The sequence below is a fragment of the Serratia sp. BNK-10 genome (assembly GCF_047456065.1).
Classification (GTDB): Bacteria; Pseudomonadota; Gammaproteobacteria; order Enterobacterales; family Enterobacteriaceae; genus Serratia; species Serratia ureilytica.
Genome location: NZ_CP179894.1, coordinates 320269 through 338376 on the forward strand (window position 1 = coordinate 320269; position 18108 = coordinate 338376).

General features: G+C 63.0%; 19 protein-coding genes. 16 read left to right on the top strand and 3 right to left on the bottom strand.

Translation table 11 applies throughout. The features are described from left to right. The first annotated feature begins 10 nt into the window (after window positions 1-10). Together ACMGG9_RS01520 and ACMGG9_RS01525 are read left to right on the top strand one after the other, a co-directional pair. On the top strand, window positions 11-808 hold the full coding sequence (locus tag ACMGG9_RS01520; protein ID WP_089192546.1) for a molybdenum cofactor biosynthesis F family protein: 798 nt from the start codon (window positions 11-13) through the stop codon (window positions 806-808). A gap of 4 nt (window positions 809-812) precedes the next feature. Then, window positions 813-1604 carry an SDR family oxidoreductase gene (locus tag ACMGG9_RS01525; RefSeq protein ID WP_096242788.1) on the top strand — a complete coding sequence of 264 codons (792 nt, stop codon included), beginning with the start codon at window positions 813-815 and terminating at the stop codon, window positions 1602-1604. Between the two features lie 93 nt (window positions 1605-1697). On the opposite strand, the gene hpaR is transcribed toward ACMGG9_RS01525, so the two are convergent. After that, window positions 1698-2150: a homoprotocatechuate degradation operon regulator HpaR gene (gene hpaR / locus ACMGG9_RS01530; RefSeq protein ID WP_042783637.1), complete on the bottom strand. Its 453-nt coding sequence runs from the start codon at window positions 2148-2150 to the stop codon at window positions 1698-1700. Between the two features lie 328 nt (window positions 2151-2478). On the opposite strand from hpaR, the gene ACMGG9_RS01535 reads away from it, so the two are divergent. The 11 genes from ACMGG9_RS01535 (at window position 2479) to hpaC (ending at window position 12894) form a co-directional block, all read left to right on the top strand. After that, window positions 2479-3111, top strand: a complete 633-nt coding sequence (locus tag ACMGG9_RS01535) for a fumarylacetoacetate hydrolase family protein (RefSeq protein ID WP_033651368.1) — start codon at window positions 2479-2481, stop codon at window positions 3109-3111. Beyond that, a complete protein-coding gene (locus tag ACMGG9_RS01540; RefSeq protein WP_164106864.1) occupies window positions 3108-3872 on the top strand; it encodes a fumarylacetoacetate hydrolase family protein in 765 nt (254 codons plus the stop codon). The genes ACMGG9_RS01535 and ACMGG9_RS01540 overlap by 4 nt, the downstream gene beginning before the upstream one ends. Then, window positions 3869-5323 (top strand): 5-carboxymethyl-2-hydroxymuconate semialdehyde dehydrogenase, encoded by a 1455-nt coding sequence (gene hpaE / locus ACMGG9_RS01545; protein ID WP_033651367.1) that lies wholly within the window; start codon window positions 3869-3871, stop codon window positions 5321-5323. The genes ACMGG9_RS01540 and hpaE overlap by 4 nt, the downstream gene beginning before the upstream one ends. Before the next feature lie 50 nt (window positions 5324-5373). After that, complete coding sequence (hpaD, locus tag ACMGG9_RS01550; RefSeq protein WP_015376537.1) at window positions 5374-6231, top strand: 3,4-dihydroxyphenylacetate 2,3-dioxygenase; 858 nt, start codon at window positions 5374-5376, stop codon at window positions 6229-6231. A gap of 9 nt (window positions 6232-6240) precedes the next feature. Then, entirely contained in the window at window positions 6241-6627 is a 387-nt protein-coding gene (locus ACMGG9_RS01555) for a 5-carboxymethyl-2-hydroxymuconate Delta-isomerase (protein WP_004933172.1), read from the top strand. A gap of 14 nt (window positions 6628-6641) precedes the next feature. Continuing rightward, window positions 6642-7445, top strand: coding sequence for a 2-oxo-hept-4-ene-1,7-dioate hydratase (hpaH, locus tag ACMGG9_RS01560; protein ID WP_033641768.1), 804 nt, complete (start codon window positions 6642-6644; stop codon window positions 7443-7445). A gap of 76 nt (window positions 7446-7521) precedes the next feature. Continuing rightward, on the top strand, window positions 7522-8316 hold the full coding sequence (hpaI, locus tag ACMGG9_RS01565; RefSeq protein WP_182074365.1) for a 4-hydroxy-2-oxoheptanedioate aldolase: 795 nt from the start codon (window positions 7522-7524) through the stop codon (window positions 8314-8316). 3 nt (window positions 8317-8319) lie between these two features. Beyond that, a complete protein-coding gene (gene hpaX, locus ACMGG9_RS01570) occupies window positions 8320-9690 on the top strand; it encodes a 4-hydroxyphenylacetate permease (protein WP_021505400.1) in 1371 nt (456 codons plus the stop codon). Between the two features lie 34 nt (window positions 9691-9724). Further along, window positions 9725-10621, top strand: a complete 897-nt coding sequence (hpaA, locus tag ACMGG9_RS01575) for a 4-hydroxyphenylacetate catabolism regulatory protein HpaA (RefSeq protein WP_414161871.1) — start codon at window positions 9725-9727, stop codon at window positions 10619-10621. Between the two features lie 178 nt (window positions 10622-10799). After that, complete coding sequence (gene hpaB, locus ACMGG9_RS01580; protein WP_004933158.1) at window positions 10800-12362, top strand: 4-hydroxyphenylacetate 3-monooxygenase, oxygenase component; 1563 nt, start codon at window positions 10800-10802, stop codon at window positions 12360-12362. A gap of 16 nt (window positions 12363-12378) precedes the next feature. Continuing rightward, window positions 12379-12894, top strand: coding sequence for a 4-hydroxyphenylacetate 3-monooxygenase, reductase component (gene hpaC, locus ACMGG9_RS01585; protein ID WP_016929186.1), 516 nt, complete (start codon window positions 12379-12381; stop codon window positions 12892-12894). A gap of 33 nt (window positions 12895-12927) precedes the next feature. Here hpaC and ampH read toward each other — a convergent pair whose 3' ends face one another. Then, a complete protein-coding gene (gene ampH, locus ACMGG9_RS01590) occupies window positions 12928-14070 on the bottom strand; it encodes a D-alanyl-D-alanine-carboxypeptidase/endopeptidase AmpH (protein WP_164057717.1) in 1143 nt (380 codons plus the stop codon). Between the two features lie 125 nt (window positions 14071-14195). Beyond that, window positions 14196-14954 (bottom strand): FadR/GntR family transcriptional regulator, encoded by a 759-nt coding sequence (locus ACMGG9_RS01595; RefSeq protein ID WP_033641770.1) that lies wholly within the window; start codon window positions 14952-14954, stop codon window positions 14196-14198. 236 nt (window positions 14955-15190) lie between these two features. On the opposite strand from ACMGG9_RS01595, the gene ACMGG9_RS01600 reads away from it, so the two are divergent. Genes ACMGG9_RS01600 through ACMGG9_RS01610 form a run of 3 tightly spaced genes read left to right on the top strand, consistent with a single transcriptional unit; the run spans window position 15191 to window position 18094 of the window. Continuing rightward, a complete protein-coding gene (locus tag ACMGG9_RS01600) occupies window positions 15191-15931 on the top strand; it encodes an SDR family oxidoreductase (protein ID WP_033651365.1) in 741 nt (246 codons plus the stop codon). A 25-nt stretch (window positions 15932-15956) separates the two neighbouring features. Further along, window positions 15957-16802, top strand: a complete 846-nt coding sequence (locus tag ACMGG9_RS01605) for a fumarylacetoacetate hydrolase family protein (protein ID WP_414161872.1) — start codon at window positions 15957-15959, stop codon at window positions 16800-16802. A gap of 14 nt (window positions 16803-16816) precedes the next feature. Beyond that, window positions 16817-18094 (top strand): L-fuconate dehydratase, encoded by a 1278-nt coding sequence (locus tag ACMGG9_RS01610; protein ID WP_223084973.1) that lies wholly within the window; start codon window positions 16817-16819, stop codon window positions 18092-18094. The last annotated feature ends 14 nt before the right edge of the window (window positions 18095-18108 follow it).

An 18108-nucleotide genomic window follows, 5' to 3' on the forward strand; every position in this document is an offset into this window, starting at 1 on the left:
GGAGCATTCCATGAGTTCAGAAGCGGTATTCATTCAGGTTGGCGCGCTGGCGGAAGGCTTTGCGCCGCACAGCAATACGCTGGAACGCCAGCACGGCCTGGCGGGCACCACGCTGACGCTGCGTTTCAGCGACGGCGCGACGCAGCGCTGTCGGTTTACCGATGCGCAGACGCTGGAGTGGGGGGAGCGGCGCGGTATCGCCTATCGCGCCACCAGCATTCGCCCCGGCGTGCTGTTCATCGATTTTCTCGATCCCGCCCGCGCCAACGCCAGCATTACGCTGGTGTGCGACCGCAATCAGGGCAACTTCACTGCGGTATACGGCCAACTGCCGGACGAAGCGCAGGCGCGGCTCGACGCCTTTAGCCGGGTGGAGCAGGGGCTGCCGCTGACCGCGGTCGAGGCCGAATTCCGCTTCGGCACGCTGGATGACGCCGACGTGGCGCCGCCGGGCTTTACCGATGAGCTGATCGGCATGCGCAACATGTACACCTACAGCCCGACCGAACGGTACGAGCACATCTACCTGAACGACAACTTCTACGCCTGGCAGTGTCTGGACGGAGTGGAGAAGGGGCTGGCGGACGTCGATCGCTGCCACTACGTGAAGGTGGCGGAGCAGCTTTATCTGTTCGTCTGGCGCGAGAAAATCATCCCGACGCTGGGCGTGGTGATGATCGATCTGCAGGGCATGCGCACCGACGGCAAAATCCTCGGTTATCAGGGCAGCGATTTCAGCGCGCTGAGCAACTTTGCGGTCGGTGCCCACGCACAGGTGCTGAACACCACGCGCCACCCGCGAGGATAGGCCGATGAGCGCAACCTATGCGGCCGACGCCTTCGCCGGGCAGGCGGTGCTGGTGACCGGCGGCGCGCAGGGCATTGGGCTGGCGATCGTCAGCGCCTTTGCCCGGCTGGGCGCCGAGGTGACGATCGCGGACGTGCAGCTGCCGCAGGCGCAGGCGGCGGCGCAAACGCTGCGGGGCGAAGGGTGGAACGTACAGGCGCTGGCCTGCGATCTGGCCGAGCCGGGGCAGATTGCCGAGTTGGTGGCGGCGGTGGGCGAGCGGCACCAACGGCTGGACGTGGTGATCCACAACGCCGCCTATTTTCCGCTGACGCCGTTCGCCGCCATCGACGCGGCCCTGTTGCAACGCACGCTGAGCGTCAATCTGATGGCGCCGTTCTTTCTGGCGCAGGCGGCGCTGCCGTGGATGCGCCGCGCCGGCGGCGGCAGCCTGCTGGTGACCTCGTCGGTGACCGGCCCGCGGGTGGCGTATCCGGGACTGGCGCATTACGCCGCCTCCAAGGCCGGGGTAAACGGCTTTATTCGCGCGGCGGCGCTGGAGTTGGCGGCGGAGAACATTCGCGTCAACGGCGTGGAGCCGGGGATGATCCGCACGCCGGCGATGGCCAACCTGGGCGACGCGCAGGTGAATCAGGCGATCGCCGCCGCGGTGCCGCTCGGGCGGCTGGGGGAACCGGAAGACATCGCCGCGGCGATGGTGTTTCTCGCCTCGCCGGCGGCGGCCTACATCACCGGCCAGACGCTGGTGGTGGACGGCGGCGCGCTGTTGCCGGAAACGAATGCTCTGCTTACTTGACGCAGCCACGTACCCCAGTCGCTTACTTGAGTAAGCGACGGGGGATTTACGCCTTGGCAACGCCAATTAATGTGAGAATTCCGGTTGGTTAAATCACTTCTTGGCGGGATGCGCGGTGACGTTGGCGGGCAGGCTGTCGCCCAGGGTGATCAGCTCGTCCAGCAACGTCATCAACTGGTCCATTTTTTGCCGCGAAAAGGCGGCTTCAATCTCGGCGTAGCCTTGCTCCACCTGATGGCGCGCCACTTCATACAGCTCCTGACCCTGCTGGGTCAGCGACACGTACAGCTTGCGCTGATCGTTGACCGGTTTGAGGCGGAAGATCAGCTTATCGCGCTCCATGCGCGACAGAATGCCGGTCAGGCTGGGACGCAGGATGCAGGTTTCCGCCGCCAGTTCGTGGAATTCGATCGAACGGCTGTTGGCCAGCACGCGGATGATGCGCCACTGCTGCTCGGTGAGATTGTGGCTTTTCAGGATCGGGCGGAAGAACCCCATGGCGGTTTCACGCGCCTGCAGCAGGGCGATGGTTAACGATTCATGCATAAGTTTGGCCTTAGCTATCAAGGTGTTCGTTGTTACGGCGCTCGTTATGGGGGCGCCTGCCCCGCAAAGCCCGATTTTGTTAATAACTTAATAGTAGCCAAAGTTACCCGTAGGGATAAAGCAAAAATGCGAGGCGCAGCTAAAAGTGGCGTGAAAAATGGTTAATGCATTGAATAATCACGCTAATGTTCGTAATTTGTGAATATTTTGTTATCACGATCACAAATCACTCCAAGCGCGTTGCGTAAAAGCTGCACAGCGTATAAAAGTAATCGTTAATATATTAATGAATGCCGGTTGTCATGTTTTTGCCATTGGAGGAGTTCGCATGAAAGGCACCGTATTTTCCGTTGCGCTGAACCACCGCAGCCAACTGGACGCCTGGGATCAGGCGTTTCACCAGCCGCCGTATCAAACCCCGCCCAAAACCCCGGTGTGGTTTATCAAACCGCGCAATACCCACCTCGCCAACGGCGGGGCGATCCCGTTTCCGGCCGGTGAAACCGTGCAGAGCGGCGGCACGCTGGCGGTGATCATCGGCGACACCGCGCGCAAGGTGCCGGCGGCGCAGGTGAGCCGTTATCTGGCCGGTTACGCGCTGGCCAACGACGTCAGCCTGCCGGAGAGCAGCTTCTATCGCCCGGCGATCAAGGCCAAATGCCGCGACGGCTTCTGCCCGCTGGGGGAGATGGGGCAGTTGGAGAACGCCGATCGGCTGGAGATCGTCACCGAGATCAACGGCGTGGAGCAGGATCGCTGGTCCACCGCCGATCTGGTGCGCTCGGTACCGGAGCTGATCGCCGCCATCAGCGATTTCATCACCCTGCAGCCGGGCGATGCGGTGCTGATAGGCACCCCGCACCAGCGGGTGGCGATCAAACCGGGGGATGAGGTGACGGTGCGCGCCGCCGGCCTGCCCACGTTGACCAACCGCGTCACCCAGGCAGGAGCCGCATCATGAAACATGCCCGTATTCGCCATCATGGCCAGATCGTCAACGTTCAGGTAGATGACCAGCTGCGCGTCACGCTGCCGAACGGCGAGGTGCTGCAGGAGCGTGAAGTGGAATGGCTGCCGCCGGCGCAGGGCACGGTGTTCGCCCTGGGACTGAACTATGCCGACCACGCCAGCGAGCTGGAATTTAAAGCACCGGAAGAGCCGCTGGTGTTCCTCAAGGCGCCGAACACCCTGATCGGTCACCGTCAGGTGTCGGTGCGTCCGGCCGGCGTGGAGTACATGCATTACGAAGCCGAGCTGGTGGCAGTGATCGGCAAGACCGCGCGCAACGTCAGCCGCGAGCGCGCCATGGAGTATGTGGCGGGTTACACCCTGTGCAACGACTACGCCATCCGCGACTACCTGGAGAACTACTACCGGCCGAATCTGCGGGTGAAGAGCCGCGATACCCTGACGCCGATCGGGCCGTATATCGTCGATCGCGACGACGTCGCCGATCCGCATCGGCTGGCGCTCAGCACCTACGTCAACGGTGAGCTGCGCCAGCGCGGCAGCACCGCCGACATGATTTTCGACATTCCGTTCCTGATCGCCTACCTGAGCGAATTCATGACGCTGCAGCCGGGCGACATGATCGCCACCGGCACGCCGAAAGGGCTGGCCGACGTGCAGCCGGGCGACGAAGTGGTGGTGGAGATCGAAGGCATCGGCCGTTTGGTTAACCACATTATCAGTGAAAAAGATTACGAGGAGAGCCTGCGATGAAAACCATCAACCACTGGATCAACGGCAAGAACGTCGCCAGCAAAGAGTATTTCACCACCACCAACCCGGCGAACGGCGAGGTGCTGGCGGAAGTGGCCTCCGGCGGCCAGCTGGAGATAGACCAGGCGGTGGCCGCAGCGAAAGAGGCGTTCCCCAAGTGGGCGAATACGCCGATGAAAGAGCGCGCGCGCCTGATGCGCCGTTTGGGTGAACTGATCGACCAGAACGTGCCGCAGATCGCCGAAATGGAAACCGCCGACACCGGTCTGCCTATCCATCAGACCAAAAACGTGCTGATCCCGCGCGCCTCGCACAACTTCGAATTTTTCGCCGAGGTGTGCCAGCAGATGAACGGCAAGACCTACCCGGTGGACGACAAGATGCTCAACTACACGCTGGTGCAGCCGGTGGGGGTATGCGCGCTGGTGTCGCCGTGGAACGTGCCGTTCATGACCGCCACCTGGAAAACCGCGCCTTGCCTGGCGCTGGGCAACACGGCGGTGCTGAAAATGTCCGAACTGTCGCCGCTGACTGCCGATCGCCTGGGCGAGCTGGCTCTGGAAGCCGGCATTCCGGCCGGGGTGCTGAACGTGGTGCAGGGCTACGGCGCCACCGCCGGCGACGCATTGGTGCGCCATAAAGACGTGCGCGCGGTCTCCTTCACCGGCGGCACCGCCACCGGCCGGCGCATCATCGAAAGCGCCGGGCTGAAGAAATTCTCCATGGAGCTCGGCGGCAAGTCGCCGGTGCTGATCTTTGAAGACGCCGACATCGAGCGGGCGCTCGACGCCGCGCTGTTCACCATCTTCTCGATCAACGGCGAACGCTGCACCGCCGGTTCGCGCATCTTCATTCAGGAGAGCATCTACCCGGAATTCGTCAAACGTTTCGCCGAGCGCGCCAACCGTCTGCGCGTCGGCGATCCGCAAGATCCCAACACCCAGGTGGGCGCGTTGATCAGCCCGCAGCACTGGGAAAAAGTCTCCGGCTATATCCGCCTCGGGGTGGAGGAAGGGGCGACCCTGTTGGCCGGCGGCCCGGATAAACCGGCCGGCTTGAGCCACGGCAACTTCCTGCGCCCGACGGTGCTGGCGGATGTCGACAACCGGATGCGCGTGGCGCAGGAGGAGATTTTCGGGCCGGTGGCCTGCCTGCTGCCGTTCAAATCAGAAGAAGACGGCCTGCGCATGGCCAACGACGTGGAGTACGGCCTGGCGTCGTACATCTGGACGCAGGATGTGAGCAAGGTTCTGCGCCTGGCCCGCGGCATTGAAGCGGGCATGGTTTTCGTCAACACCCAAAACGTACGCGATCTGCGCCAACCGTTCGGCGGCGTGAAAGCCTCCGGCACCGGCCGCGAAGGCGGGGAATACAGCTTCGAAGTGTTCGCCGAGATGAAGAACGTGTGCATTTCCATGGGTGATCACCCGATCCCACGCTGGGGCGTTTAATCAGGCCCCGGCATCGTTCACGGAATCATTTTTGTTTCATGTGAGGACTTATGGGTAAGTTAGCGTTAGCCGCCAAGATTACACATGTGCCATCGATGTATCTGTCGGAAATCCCTGGGAAAAACTTTGGCTGCCGGCAGGCGGCCATCGACGGCCATAAAGAGATCGGCGCGCGTTGCCGCGAGATGGGCGTCGACACCATCGTGGTGTTCGACACCCACTGGCTGGTGAACAGCGCCTATCACATCAACTGCAGCGCGCATTTCTCCGGCGTGTACACCAGCAACGAGCTGCCGCATTTCATCCGCGACATGACTTACGACTACGACGGCAACCCGGCGCTGGGCCAGCTGATCGCCGATGAGGCCTGCAAGCGGGGCGTACGCGCCAAGGCGCACGACATCCCGAGCCTGAAGCTGGAATACGGCACGCTGGTGCCGATGCGTTACATGAACGCCGACAAGCATTTCAAGGTGGTGTCGATCTCGGCGTTTTGCACCGTGCATGACTTCGCCGACAGCCGCCGGCTGGGCGAAGCGCTCAAAAGCGCCATCGAGAAATACGACGGCACCGTGGCGGTGCTGGCCAGCGGCTCGCTGTCGCACCGCTTTATCGACGATCAGCGCGCCGAAGAGGGCATGAACAGCTACACCCGTCAGTTCGACCAGCAAATGGACGAACGGGTGGTCAAGCTCTGGGAAGAGGGGCGCTTTCGCGAGTTCTGCGAAATGCTGCCGGAGTATGCCGATTATTGCTACGGCGAAGGCAACATGCACGACACCGTGATGCTGCTGGGCCTGCTCGGCTGGGACAAGTACGACGGCAAGGTGGAGTTCATCACCCCGCTGTTCGCCAGTTCCGGCACCGGGCAGGTCAACGCCGTGTTCCCTTTGCCCGCTGAAGCCTGAGGTGTGTGAATGCCCCATTTTTACGCTGAATGTACCGACAACATCCGCCGCGAGGCGGATTTGCCCACCCTGTTCGCCAAGGTCAACGAGGCGCTGGCGGCGACCGGCATCTTCCCGCTGGCCGGCGTGCGCAGCCGGGCCATCTGGCTCGATACCTGGCAGATGGCCGACGGCAAGCAGGATTACGCCTTCGTGCACATGACGTTGAAAATCGGCCACGGCCGCAGTCTGGAAAGCCGTCAGCAGGTGGGCGAGATGCTGTTTGCGCTGATCAAGGAACACTTCGCCGCGCTGATGGCGCAGCGTTACCTGGCGCTCTCTTTCACCATGGAAGAGCTGGATCCGGTGCTGAATTACAAACAGAACAATGTCCACGCGCTGTTCAATAAAGCGTGAATAAGGGGTCGTAAATGCTGGATAAAGAGCAGGTTAACCGCGCCGTGCAGCGCCTGCATCAGGCGGAAAAGAGTCGTGAGCAGATCCGCGCGCTGTCGCTCGATCATCCCGAGATCACCATCGAAGACGCCTACGCCATTCAGCGGCAGTGGGTGGCGCTGAAGATCGCCGAGGGGCGTGCGCTCAAAGGCCACAAGATCGGCCTGACGTCGCGCGCCATGCAGGTCAGCTCGCAGATCACCGAACCGGACTACGGTGCGCTGCTGGACGACATGTTCTTCAACGACGGCAGCGATATTCCGATCGATCGCTTCATCGTGCCGCGGGTGGAGGTGGAGCTGGCGTTCGTGCTGGCCAAGCCGCTGCGTGGGCCGAACTGCACGCTGTTCGACGTCTACAACGCCACCGACTACGTCATTCCGGCGCTGGAGATCATCGACGCGCGCAGCCACAACGTCGATCCCGAGACGCAGCGGCCGCGCAAGGTGTTCGACACCATCTCCGACAACGCCGCCAACGCCGGGGTGGTGATGGGTGGGCGGCCGATCAAGCCGGATGCGCTGGATCTGCGTTGGATCTCTGCGCTGCTGTACCGCAACGGCGTGATTGAAGAGTCCGGCGTGGCGGCGGCGGTGCTCAATCATCCGGCCAACGGCGTGGCCTGGCTGGCCAACAAGCTGGCGCCGTATGAGGTGGAGCTGGAAGCGGGGCAGGTGATCCTCGGTGGTTCCTTCACCCGGCCGGTGCCGGCGCGGCGCGGCGATACTTTCCACGTCGATTACGGCCCGATGGGCTGCATCAGCTGCCGCTTCGTCTAATAAGCAGGCTCGGCGAACCGAGCCGCAATAACCGGGCGGGGGCCACGCGCCGCGCCCGCTTGTCAGGGAGAATGCGATGTTAACCAACCACTTCAAGCGAGCGCTGCAGGAAAAACGCCCGCAGATCGGGCTGTGGCTCGGGCTGTGCAGCAGCTACAGCGCCGAACTGTTGGCCGGCGCCGGTTTCGACTGGCTGCTGATCGACGGCGAACATGCGCCCAACAACGTGCAGACGGTGCTGGGGCAGCTGCAGGCGATCGCCCCTTACCCGAGCCAGCCGGTGGTGCGGCCGCCGTGGAACGACGCGGTGATCATCAAGCAGTTGCTGGACGTCGGCGCGCAAACCTTATTGATCCCGATGATTCAGAACGCCGAACAGGCGCGCGACGCGGTGCGCGCCACGCGCTATCCGCCGCATGGCGTGCGCGGCGTCGGCAGCGCCCTGGCGCGCGCCTCGCGCTGGAACCGGGTGCCCGATTACCTGCAGCAGGCCGACGAGCAGATGTGCGTGCTGGTGCAGATTGAAACCCGCGAGGCGGTGAAAAACCTGGAGGCGATCCTGCAGGTGGAAGGGGTGGACGGCGTGTTTATCGGCCCGGCGGATCTCAGCGCCGACATGGGCTTCGCCGGCAATCCGCAGCACCCGGAGGTGCAGCGCACCATCGATGACGCCATTGCGCGCATCCGCGCCGCCGGCAAGGCGCCGGGCATTTTGATGGCCAACAAGGCGCTGGCGCAGCGCTATCTGGAAGCCGGCGCGCTGTTCGTCGCGGTAGGAGTGGATACCACCCTGCTGGCGCGGGCGGCGGAAGCCCTGGCGAACGAGTTCAAACAGGGCGGGGCGCAAGCGCCTTCATCGGGAGTCTACTGAACCATGAACCACGTCGATTCGCTGCCGCCGGCCAACCCGGCGCAGCAACATAAAGCGTTAACCGCCGCCGAGCAATCGGTGATTAAAAAGTTGTTTCGGCGCCTGATTATTTTCCTGTTCGTGTTGTTTGTTTTCTCTTTCCTCGACCGCATCAACATCGGCTTCGCCGGGCTGACGATGGGCAAGGATCTCGGCCTCAGCTCGACCATGTTCGGGCTGGCGGCGACGCTGTTCTACGCCACCTACGTGATCTTCGGCATTCCGAGCAATATGATGCTGAGCCGGGTCGGCGCGCGGCGCTGGATCGCCACCATCATGGTGCTGTGGGGCATCGCCTCCACCTGCACGATGTTCGCCACCGGGCCGACCAGCCTGTATGTGCTGCGCATGATCGTCGGCATCACCGAGGCCGGCTTCCTGCCGGGAATTCTGGTGTACCTCACCTACTGGTTCCCGGCGTTTTACCGCGCCCGGGCCAACGCCTTGTTCATGATCGCCATGCCGGTGACCATGGCGATCGGTTCGCTGGTCTCCGGCTATATTCTGGCGCTGGACGGGGTGATGAACCTGAAGGGCTGGCAGTGGCTGTTCCTGCTGGAAGGGATCCCGTCGGTGCTGCTGGGCGTGGTGGTGTGGTTCTACCTCGACGACACCCCGGCCAAGGCCAAGTGGCTGACCGACGAGGAAAAAGCCAGCCTGAAAGCGATGATGGAGGCCGACAAGCTGCAGCTGGTGCAACCCAACGGGCCGAGCAGCCACCGCGCGCTGCAGCAGCGCAGCCTGTGGCGCGAGATCTTCACGCCGATCGTGCTGATGTACACGCTGGCCTATTTCTGCCTGACCAACACCCTGAGCGCGATCAATATCTGGACGCCGCAGATCCTGCAGAGCTTCAACCAGGGCAGCAGCAACGTGACGATCGGCATTCTGGCGGCGATCCCGCAGATCTGCACCATCGCCGGCATGGTGTGGTGGAGCAAACGATCCGACAGGCTGCAGGAGCGTAAGCATCACACCGCGCTGCCGTATCTGTTCGCCGCCGCCGGCTGGCTATTGGCTTCCGCCACCGATCACAGCCTGATCCAACTGCTGGGGATCGTGATGGCGTCGGTCGGTTCCTTTACCGCCATGGCGATCTTCTGGACCACGCCGGATCAGTCGATCAGCCTGGAAGCGCGGGCGGTGGGGATCGCGGTGATCAACGCCACCGGCAATATCGGATCGGCGCTCAGCCCGCTGTTGATCGGCTGGTTCAAGGACATGACCGGCAGCTTCAACTCCGGGCTGTATTTCGTCTCGGCGCTGTTGATCGTCGGCGCCGTGCTGGTGTGGCGCATCCCGATGAAGGATTCGCGCCCGAGAGCGACGCCTTGATACGCAGATAGGCAGGATTGCAGGAGGTAATGAGGTGCGGAAAAGTACCGGTTTTATCGCCAACATCGATATTTGCAAAGAGTATGACGCGCGCTACGCCGCCGACGAGGTGCACTACGAAACCTTCGCCGGGCTGGCGGCGTTCTTCGGCCGCGACATGCAGGTGCACTGGCACGACTGCTTCTTCCAGGTGCATTTTCTGGAGACCGGCAAGATAGAGCTGCAGCTCGACGATCAGCACTATTCGGTGCAGGCGCCGCTGTTCATCCTCACGCCGCCGTCGGTGCCGCATGCGTTCTTCACCGAACCGGACAGCGACGGCCACGTGCTGACGGTGCGTCAGGAGCTGATTTGGCCGCTGCTGGAGCGCCTGTATCCCGGCAGCAATCTGGCGCTGGACATGCCGGGCATCTGCCTGTCGCTGGCCGATGAGCCGCAGGAGCTGACGGCGCTCAGCCACTATTGGGCGCTGATCCGCCGCGAGTTCGCGCAGAACCTGGCCGGGCGCGAACAGACGCTGGCGCTGTTGGCGCAGGCGGTGTTCACGCTGCTGCTGCGCAACACCGCGCTGGAAGACAGCGCCAACAGCGGCGTGCGCGGCGAACTGCAGCTGTTTCAACGCTTCAACAAGATGGTGGACGAGCGTTTCCGCGAGCATCTGCCGGTGCCGGAGTATGCGCAGGCGTTGGGCGTGACCGAATCGCGGCTCAACGACCTGTGTCGGCGCTTCGCCAACCGGCCGCCCAAGCGGCTGATCTTCGATCGATTGCTGCGCGAGGCTAAGCGCATGCTGCTGTTCAGCGCCTGCACGGTGCATGAAACCGCCTACAGCCTCGGCTTCAAGGATCCGGCCTATTTCGCCCGTTTTTTCAATCGGCTGGAAGGCTGTTCCCCTTCAACCTACCGCGCGGCGCAACACGCCCTTTCGTAACCGCGATCACAGTTTGCCGCGAAAGCGGCAAACTGACCTGAAAAGTACCGGCGATTGCCGCAAAAGTCTCTTCTCGAAACCGGCTTTGGCAGCTTCAATTAAGCAACCAAAAGAAAACATTATTTTAACAAATGGCCGACTCCACGGCCTGAAAAATGCCGATTACGAGGAAGACCCGATGAAACCAGAAGACTTTCGTGCCGACAGCAAGCGTCCGTTCACCGGCGCCGAGTACCTGAAAAGTTTGCAGGACAGCCGCGAAATCTACATTTACGGCGAACGCGTAAAAGACGTCACCACCCACCCGGCGTTCCGCAATGCGGCGGCCTCGGTCGGCCAGCTGTACGACGCGCTGCACGATCCGGCCAGCCAGGATCGCCTGTGCTGGAATACCGACACCGGCAACGGCGGTTACACCCACAAGTTCTTCCGCTATGCCCGCAGCCCGGAAGAGATGCGCCAGCAGCGTGACGCCATCGCCGACTGGTCGCGCCAAAGCTACGGTTGGATGGGGCGCACGCCGGATTATAAGGCGGCCTTCGGCTGCGCGCTGGGCGCTTATCCGGAGTTCTACGGCCAGTTCGCCGACAACGCGCGCCACTGGTACAAACGCATTCAGGAAACCGGGCTCTATTTCAACCACGCTATCGTCAACCCGCCGATCGATCGTCATAAGCCGGTCAACGAGGTGAAGGACGTCTACATTCAGGTGGAGAAAGAAACCGACGCTGGCATCATCGTCAGCGGCGCCAAAGTGGTGGCTACCAACTCGGCGTTGACCCACTACAACTTCATCGGTTTCGGTTCGGCGCAGGTGATGGGCGATAATCCTGACTTTGCGCTGATGTTCGTGGCGCCGATGGATGCCGAAGGGGTGAAGCTGATTTCGCGCGCCTCCTACGAGCTGGTGGCCGGCGCCACCGGTTCGCCGTTCGACTACCCGCTGACCAGCCGCTTCGACGAGAACGACGCGATCCTGATCATGGATCATGTGCTGATCCCGTGGGAAAACGTGCTGATCTACCGCGATTTCGACCGCTGTCGCCGCTGGAGCACCCAGGGCGGTTTCGCCCGGCTGTTCCCGCTGCAGGCCTGCGTGCGTCTGGCGGTGAAGATGGATTTCATCACCGCGCTGCTGCAAAAGAGCCTCTCGTGCACCGGCGTGCTGGAGTTCCGCGGCGTGCAGGCCGATCTGGGTGAAGTGGTGGCCTGGCGCAACCTGTTCTGGTCGCTGAGCGACGCGATGTGCGCCGAAGCCACGCAATGGGAAAACGGCGCTTACCTGCCGGATTCCGCCGCGCTGCAAACCTACCGCGTGATGGCGCCGATGGCCTACACCAAGGTGAAACACATCATCGAGAAGAACGTCACCAGCGGCCTGATCTATCTGCCGTCCAGCGTGCGCGACATGAACAACCCGGAGATCGACAAGTACCTGGCGCGCTACGTGCGCGGATCGGACGGCATGGATCACGTCGAGCGCATCAAGATCCTCAAACTGATGTGGGATGCGATCGGCAGCGAGTTCGGCGGGCGCCACGAGCTGTATGAGATCAACTACGCCGGCAGCCAGGATGAGATCCGCCTGCAGTGCCTGCGCCATGCGCAGGGATCTGGCAACATGGATCGCATGATGCAGATGGTCGACAAGTGCCTGGCCGATTACGATCAGCACGGCTGGAAGGTGCCGCACCTGCGGAACAATGACGATATTAATCAGTTGGATAATCTGCTGAAGTAATTCAGGAGGAGGTTGTATGTCTCAGGAAAATGAACAGCGGCTGCGCTTTCGCGACGCCATGGCCAGCTTGTCGGCGGCGGTGAATATTGTCACCACCGACGGCCCGGCGGGGCGCTGCGGCATCACCGCCACGGCGGTGTGTTCGGTGACCGATACGCCGCCGACGCTGCTGGTGTGCATCAACCGCAACAGCGCGATGAACCCGGTGTTTCAGGAAAACCGCAGGCTGTGCGTCAACGTGCTTAACCACGAGCAGGAGCTGATGGCGCGCCACTTCGCCGGCATGACCGGCGTCAGCATGGAAGATCGTTTCCGGCTGGAAGAGTGGCAGCTCGGCGCGCTGGGGCAGCCGGTGCTGCGCAATACCCTGGCAAGCCTGGAAGGGGAGATCGAGCAGATCCAGAGCATCGGCACCCACCAGATGTACCTGGTGCAGATCAAGCAGATCGCGCTGAGCGAAGCGGGCAACGGCCTGATCTACTTCAAGCGCAACTTCCATCCGGTGATTCATCAGATGGCGGTGCCGGCCTGACGCCTGGGGGCGCAGCCAGCTGCGCCCCTCATCTCAACTCTTGTTGGCCGCCAGATCGCTCACCAGGCGGTTGACCGGATCGCTCATGTTGGTGAACTTGCTCAGCTCCGAACGGGTCACCACCACGAACACCCCGACGTTTTTCGCCGGGATCATCGCCATATAGGTGATGAATCCGCCGCCGCCGCCGGTCTTCTGAATGATGCCCGGCAGCCCGTCCTTCGGCGCCATATACACCCAGCCCAATCCCAATGCATCCGCTTGCCCCGGCACGTCCATGCCCTTCAGCGACACCAGATCGTGGCGCTGGAAGTACATGGTTTGCTCGCTGGCGGCGGTGGCTTTGCGCGGGCCGCTGGCGCTGGAGGAGAGGAACTGCTGCATCCAGCGCTGCATGTCGCGCGGGGTGGAGTAGACGCCGCCGCTGCCGGCCGCGGCGGTGGTGTCGCGACAGGCGCTTGGGCCGGCCGCCGCCACCATCAGGCGCGAGCATTGTTCAGGGCTCGGCGTCAGCGTGGTGTCGACCATGCCGAGCGGTGCGGTGATTTTCTCTTTCAGCAGCGCGTTGTATGGCTTGCCCGCGGCGCGCGACAGCGCGTCGGCCAGCAGATCATACGCCAGGTTGGAATACGCGGCGTGCACGCCCGGCGGCGTCGTGATGTTGGCATGCGCCAGCCACTGCCAGCGCTGGGCCTTGGTCGGCCAGGTGAACACCGGCGTTTTCGGCGGCTTCTTGCCCGGCTGCTCGCGCGGCAGCGCGCTGGTGTGGGTCGCCAGGTTCAATAAGGTGATCGGCTGGCTGGCGTTGTAAGCCGGCACATAGGCGCCCTTGGGGGCATATTTGCGCAGCGGGTCGGTCAGCTTGACCTGGCCTTCCGCCGCCATCTTCACCATCACTTCGCTGGTCATCAGCTTGGTGATCGAGGCGATGCGGATCAGCGAATCCGGGCGCGGGCGCAGGTTGTTGCCGGGCTTGGTGTCGCCAAAGCTGCGGTTAACCACTTGATTGCCGTCGATTACCACCAGCGCCATGCCGGTGGCGCCGCTGTTGTAGAAAATATGTTCGGCATACTGGTCGACGATTTGCGAAGCCAGCTGCGGGGGCGCGGCCTGCACGGCCAGCGGCGCGGCGCACAGGCCCAGCGCCAGCAATAAAGCGGAGACAGAGTTCTTCAACGGTCGTTATCCATTTAACAATGCAGCGGGAAAGGGCGTTATTCGTCGCCCAGTGTAATGCCCCCAGGCCCCTGCTGCATGTAGAAAAAAGAGCGGTGGCGATAAAAATTTTTAACCGCCGCGGCCTATTGCGCGCGGGCGAAAATGGCGATCACTTCGTCCAGGTGCGCCTTCATCGCCTTGCGGGCGCCGCGCACGTCGCGCGCTTCAATTGCCGCCAGGATCGCCCGGTGTTCCAGCTCGGAGCGGTGCGGCATGTCGTCCGGCGTATAGTGGCGCTGCAGCACGCGGAACATGCTGCCGTAACGGTGGCCGAGCAGGTGCCCGATGATGAACGCATAGGCCGGGTTGCCACTGGCCTGGGCGATGCGGATGTGGAACAGCCGATCGCCGGGGTGGGTGGCGGAGCCGGCCCGGTTATCGCGGCAGTTCTGCTCATAGGCGGCGCGGATGCCCGCCAGCTCTTCGTCGGTGGCGTGGCGCGCGGCCAGCGCGGCGGTCTCCGGTTCGATCAACAGGCGGGTTTGCAGCAGTGAAAACGGCGGCAGCTCGGCGTTGAAATCCAGCTCGATATTCAGTTCGTCGTCGATTTCCGCCCACTGGTTGCGGCCGGCCTGGGCCATGACCGGTTCTTGCGACGCCGGCGGCGGCGTTTGCGAACGCACGATCACCCCGTTGCCCACCTTGACGTCCACCAGGCCGATCACTTCCAACGCGATCAGCGCCTCGCGCACCGACGCGCGGCTGACCTGCAACTGCTGGGCAAGATCGCGCTCCGAGGGCAGGCGGCTGCCCGGCGGAAATTCGTTGTTCTCGATAAGACGTTTGAGCTGGTCAGCTATCTGTCTGTAAATCCTTGGGTTTTCCAGTCGGGTAATCGGCATTTTTGACCTTTGACGATTCGGCGTTCAGTGATTTGGCGCACAATTATGCGACAAGGCGCTTGAGTAATCGTTATTCAAGTGTAAAAAAAAGGTTAATCGAAATGCGGTTTCAAGGCTGTTTTTATTAACTTCTTCCCCCAACGATAACGCGTAAAGCGTCTTTTGTCATGTTAGAGGCCTGACCTTTAACCGCCTCTAGTGGCCTGACCATTAGACCTTTAGGCCGAGGAGTCAAGATGGATTTAACCGGGAAACGCGTACTGATCACCGCCGCCGGGCAAGGGATCGGATTCACCACCGCCAGGCTGTTCGCCGCCGCCGGCGCCGACGTGATCGCCAGCGACATCAACCTCGAGCGCCTGCAGGGCTGCGCCGGGATCCGCGCGCTGGCGCTGAACGTCACCGATCCGGCCGCCATCGCGGCAGCGGCGGAAGCGATCGGCCCGATCGACGTGTTGTTCAACTGCGCCGGCGTGGTGCACAGCGGATCGATCCTCGATTGCAGCGAGGATCAGTGGGCGTTCGCGCTCGATCTCAACGTGACCGCGATGTTCCGCATGATCCGCGCCTTCCTGCCGGGCATGCTGGCGCGCGGCAAAGGCTCGATCATCAACATGTCCTCGGTGGCCTCGAGCGTGAAAGGGGTGCCGAACCGCTTCGCCTACGGCGCCAGCAAGGCGGCGGTGATTGGCCTGACGCGCTCGGTGGCGGCGGATTACGTCACCCAGGGCATCCGCTGCAACGCCATCTGCCCCGGCACGGTGGAATCGCCGTCGCTGCGTCAGCGCATCGCCGAGCAGGCGCGCGAGCAGGGGCGTAGCGAGCAAGAGGTGTATCAGGCGTTCGTTGCCCGCCAGCCGATCGGGCGCATCGGCACCACCGAGGAAATTGCCCAGTTGGCGCTGTATCTGGCCTCCGACGCCAGTTCGTACACCACCGGCACGGTGCAGATCATCGACGGCGGCTGGAGCAACTGAGCCGCCATTTTTGAGAGAGGAACGCATGAAACTTTTACGTTATGGGCAACCCGGGCAAGAGCGCCCCGGCATGTTGGATGCGCAGGGCCGCCTGCGCGATCTGTCGCAGCATATCGCCGACGTGGGCGGCGCCGCGTTATCGCCGGCGTCGCTCGCCAAACTGCGCGCGCTGGACAGCGCCGCGTTGCCGCTGGTCGAGGGGCAGCCGCGCCTCGGCGCCTGCGTCGGCGGCATCGGCAAGTTCATCTGCATCGGCCTGAACTACGCCGATCACGCGGCGGAAACCGGCGCGACCATTCCTGAAGAACCGGTGGTGTTCAACAAATGGACCAGCGCGGTGGTCGGCCCCTACGACCGGGTGGAGATCCCGCGCGGCTCGCAGAAAACCGACTGGGAAGTGGAGCTGGGCGTGGTGATCGGCCTGGGCGGGCGCTACATCAGCGAAGCGGACGCGATGCGCCACGTCGCCGGTTATTGCGTGATCAACGACGTCTCAGAACGCGAATATCAAATTGAGCGCGGCGGCACCTGGGACAAGGGCAAAGGCTGCGACACCTTCGGGCCGATCGGCCCCTGGCTGGTGACCGCCGACGAAATCGCCGATCCGCACAGTCTGAACCTGTGGCTGGAGGTGGACGGCAAGCGCTATCAGGACGGCAACACCAGCACCATGATTTTCCGCATTCCACAGATCGTCAGCTACCTCAGCCGCTTTATGAGCCTGCAGCCGGGCGACGTGATCTCCACCGGTACGCCGCCGGGCGTCGGCATGGGGCAGAAACCGCAGCCCGTCTATCTGCGGGCGGGCCAGACGATGCGTCTGGGCATCGAAGGGCTGGGCGAACAGCGCCAGCAAACCGTACAGGCTTAACCGGGAGCGCCGCCATGACCACCATTACCGCACTGCGGGTTGAAGACATTCGCTTCCCCACCTCGTTGGGGCTGGACGGATCCGACGCCATGAATCCGGATCCCGACTATTCCGCCGCCTACGTGATCCTGGAGACCGATCGCACGGATCTCAGCGGCCACGGGCTGACGTTCACCATCGGGCGCGGCAACGAGATCTGTTGCGCGGCGATCCGCGCGCTGGAACATCAGATCGTCGGTGAGCAACTGGAGACGATCGCCGCCGACATGGGCGCCTTCTGGCGGCGCTTCACCAGCGACAGCCAGCTGCGCTGGATCGGGCCGGACAAAGGCGCCATTCACCTGGCGACCGGCGCGGTGGTCAACGCGGTGTGGGATCTGTGGGCCAAATCGGTCGGCAAGCCGGTGTGGCGGCTGGTGGCGGAGATGACGCCGGAGGAACTGGTGCGCTGCATCGACTTCCGTTACATCACCGACTGCATCACGCCGCAGGAAGCGCTGGCGCTGCTGAAACAGCGGGCCGAGGGCAAAGAACGGCGCCTGGAGCGGCTGCTGCAGGAAGGGTACCCCTGTTACACCACCTCCGCCGGCTGGCTGGGTTACCCGGATGACAAGCTGCGCCGCCTGTGCCAGGAAGCGGTCGACGCCGGTTTCTCCTACCTGAAGCTGAAGGTCGGGCGCGATCTGGAAGACGACATTCGCCGGGTGCGCATCGCCCGTGAGGTGATCGGCCCGGATCGCCGGCTGATGATCGACGCCAACCAGGTGTGGGAGGTGGGCGAAGCCATTCCGTGGGTGAAACATCTGGCGTTCGCCAACCCCTGGTTTATCGAAGAACCGACCAGCCCGGACGACGTGGAAGGGCATCGCCGCATCCGCGAAGGGGTGGCGCCGGTCAAGGTGGCCACCGGTGAGATGTGCCAGAACCGCATCATGTTCAAGCAGTTCATCATGCGCGGCGCGGTGGACGTGGTGCAGATCGACGCCTGCCGTCTCGGCGGCGTCAACGAAGTGCTGGCGGTGATGCTGATGGCGGCCAAATACCAGCTGCCGGTCTGCCCGCACGCCGGCGGCGTCGGGCTGTGCGAATACGTGCAGCACCTGTCGATGATCGACTACCTGTGCATCGCCGGCACCCACGAAGGGCGGGTGATCGAGTACGTCGATCATTTGCATGAACACTTTGTCGATCCCTGCGTGATCAACGGCGCGGCCTACATGCCGCCGAGCCGTCCCGGTTACTCGATCGAGATGCATCCGTCGTCGATCGAGCAGTATCGGTTCCGCGGGTGAGGCGGGAGGATCGC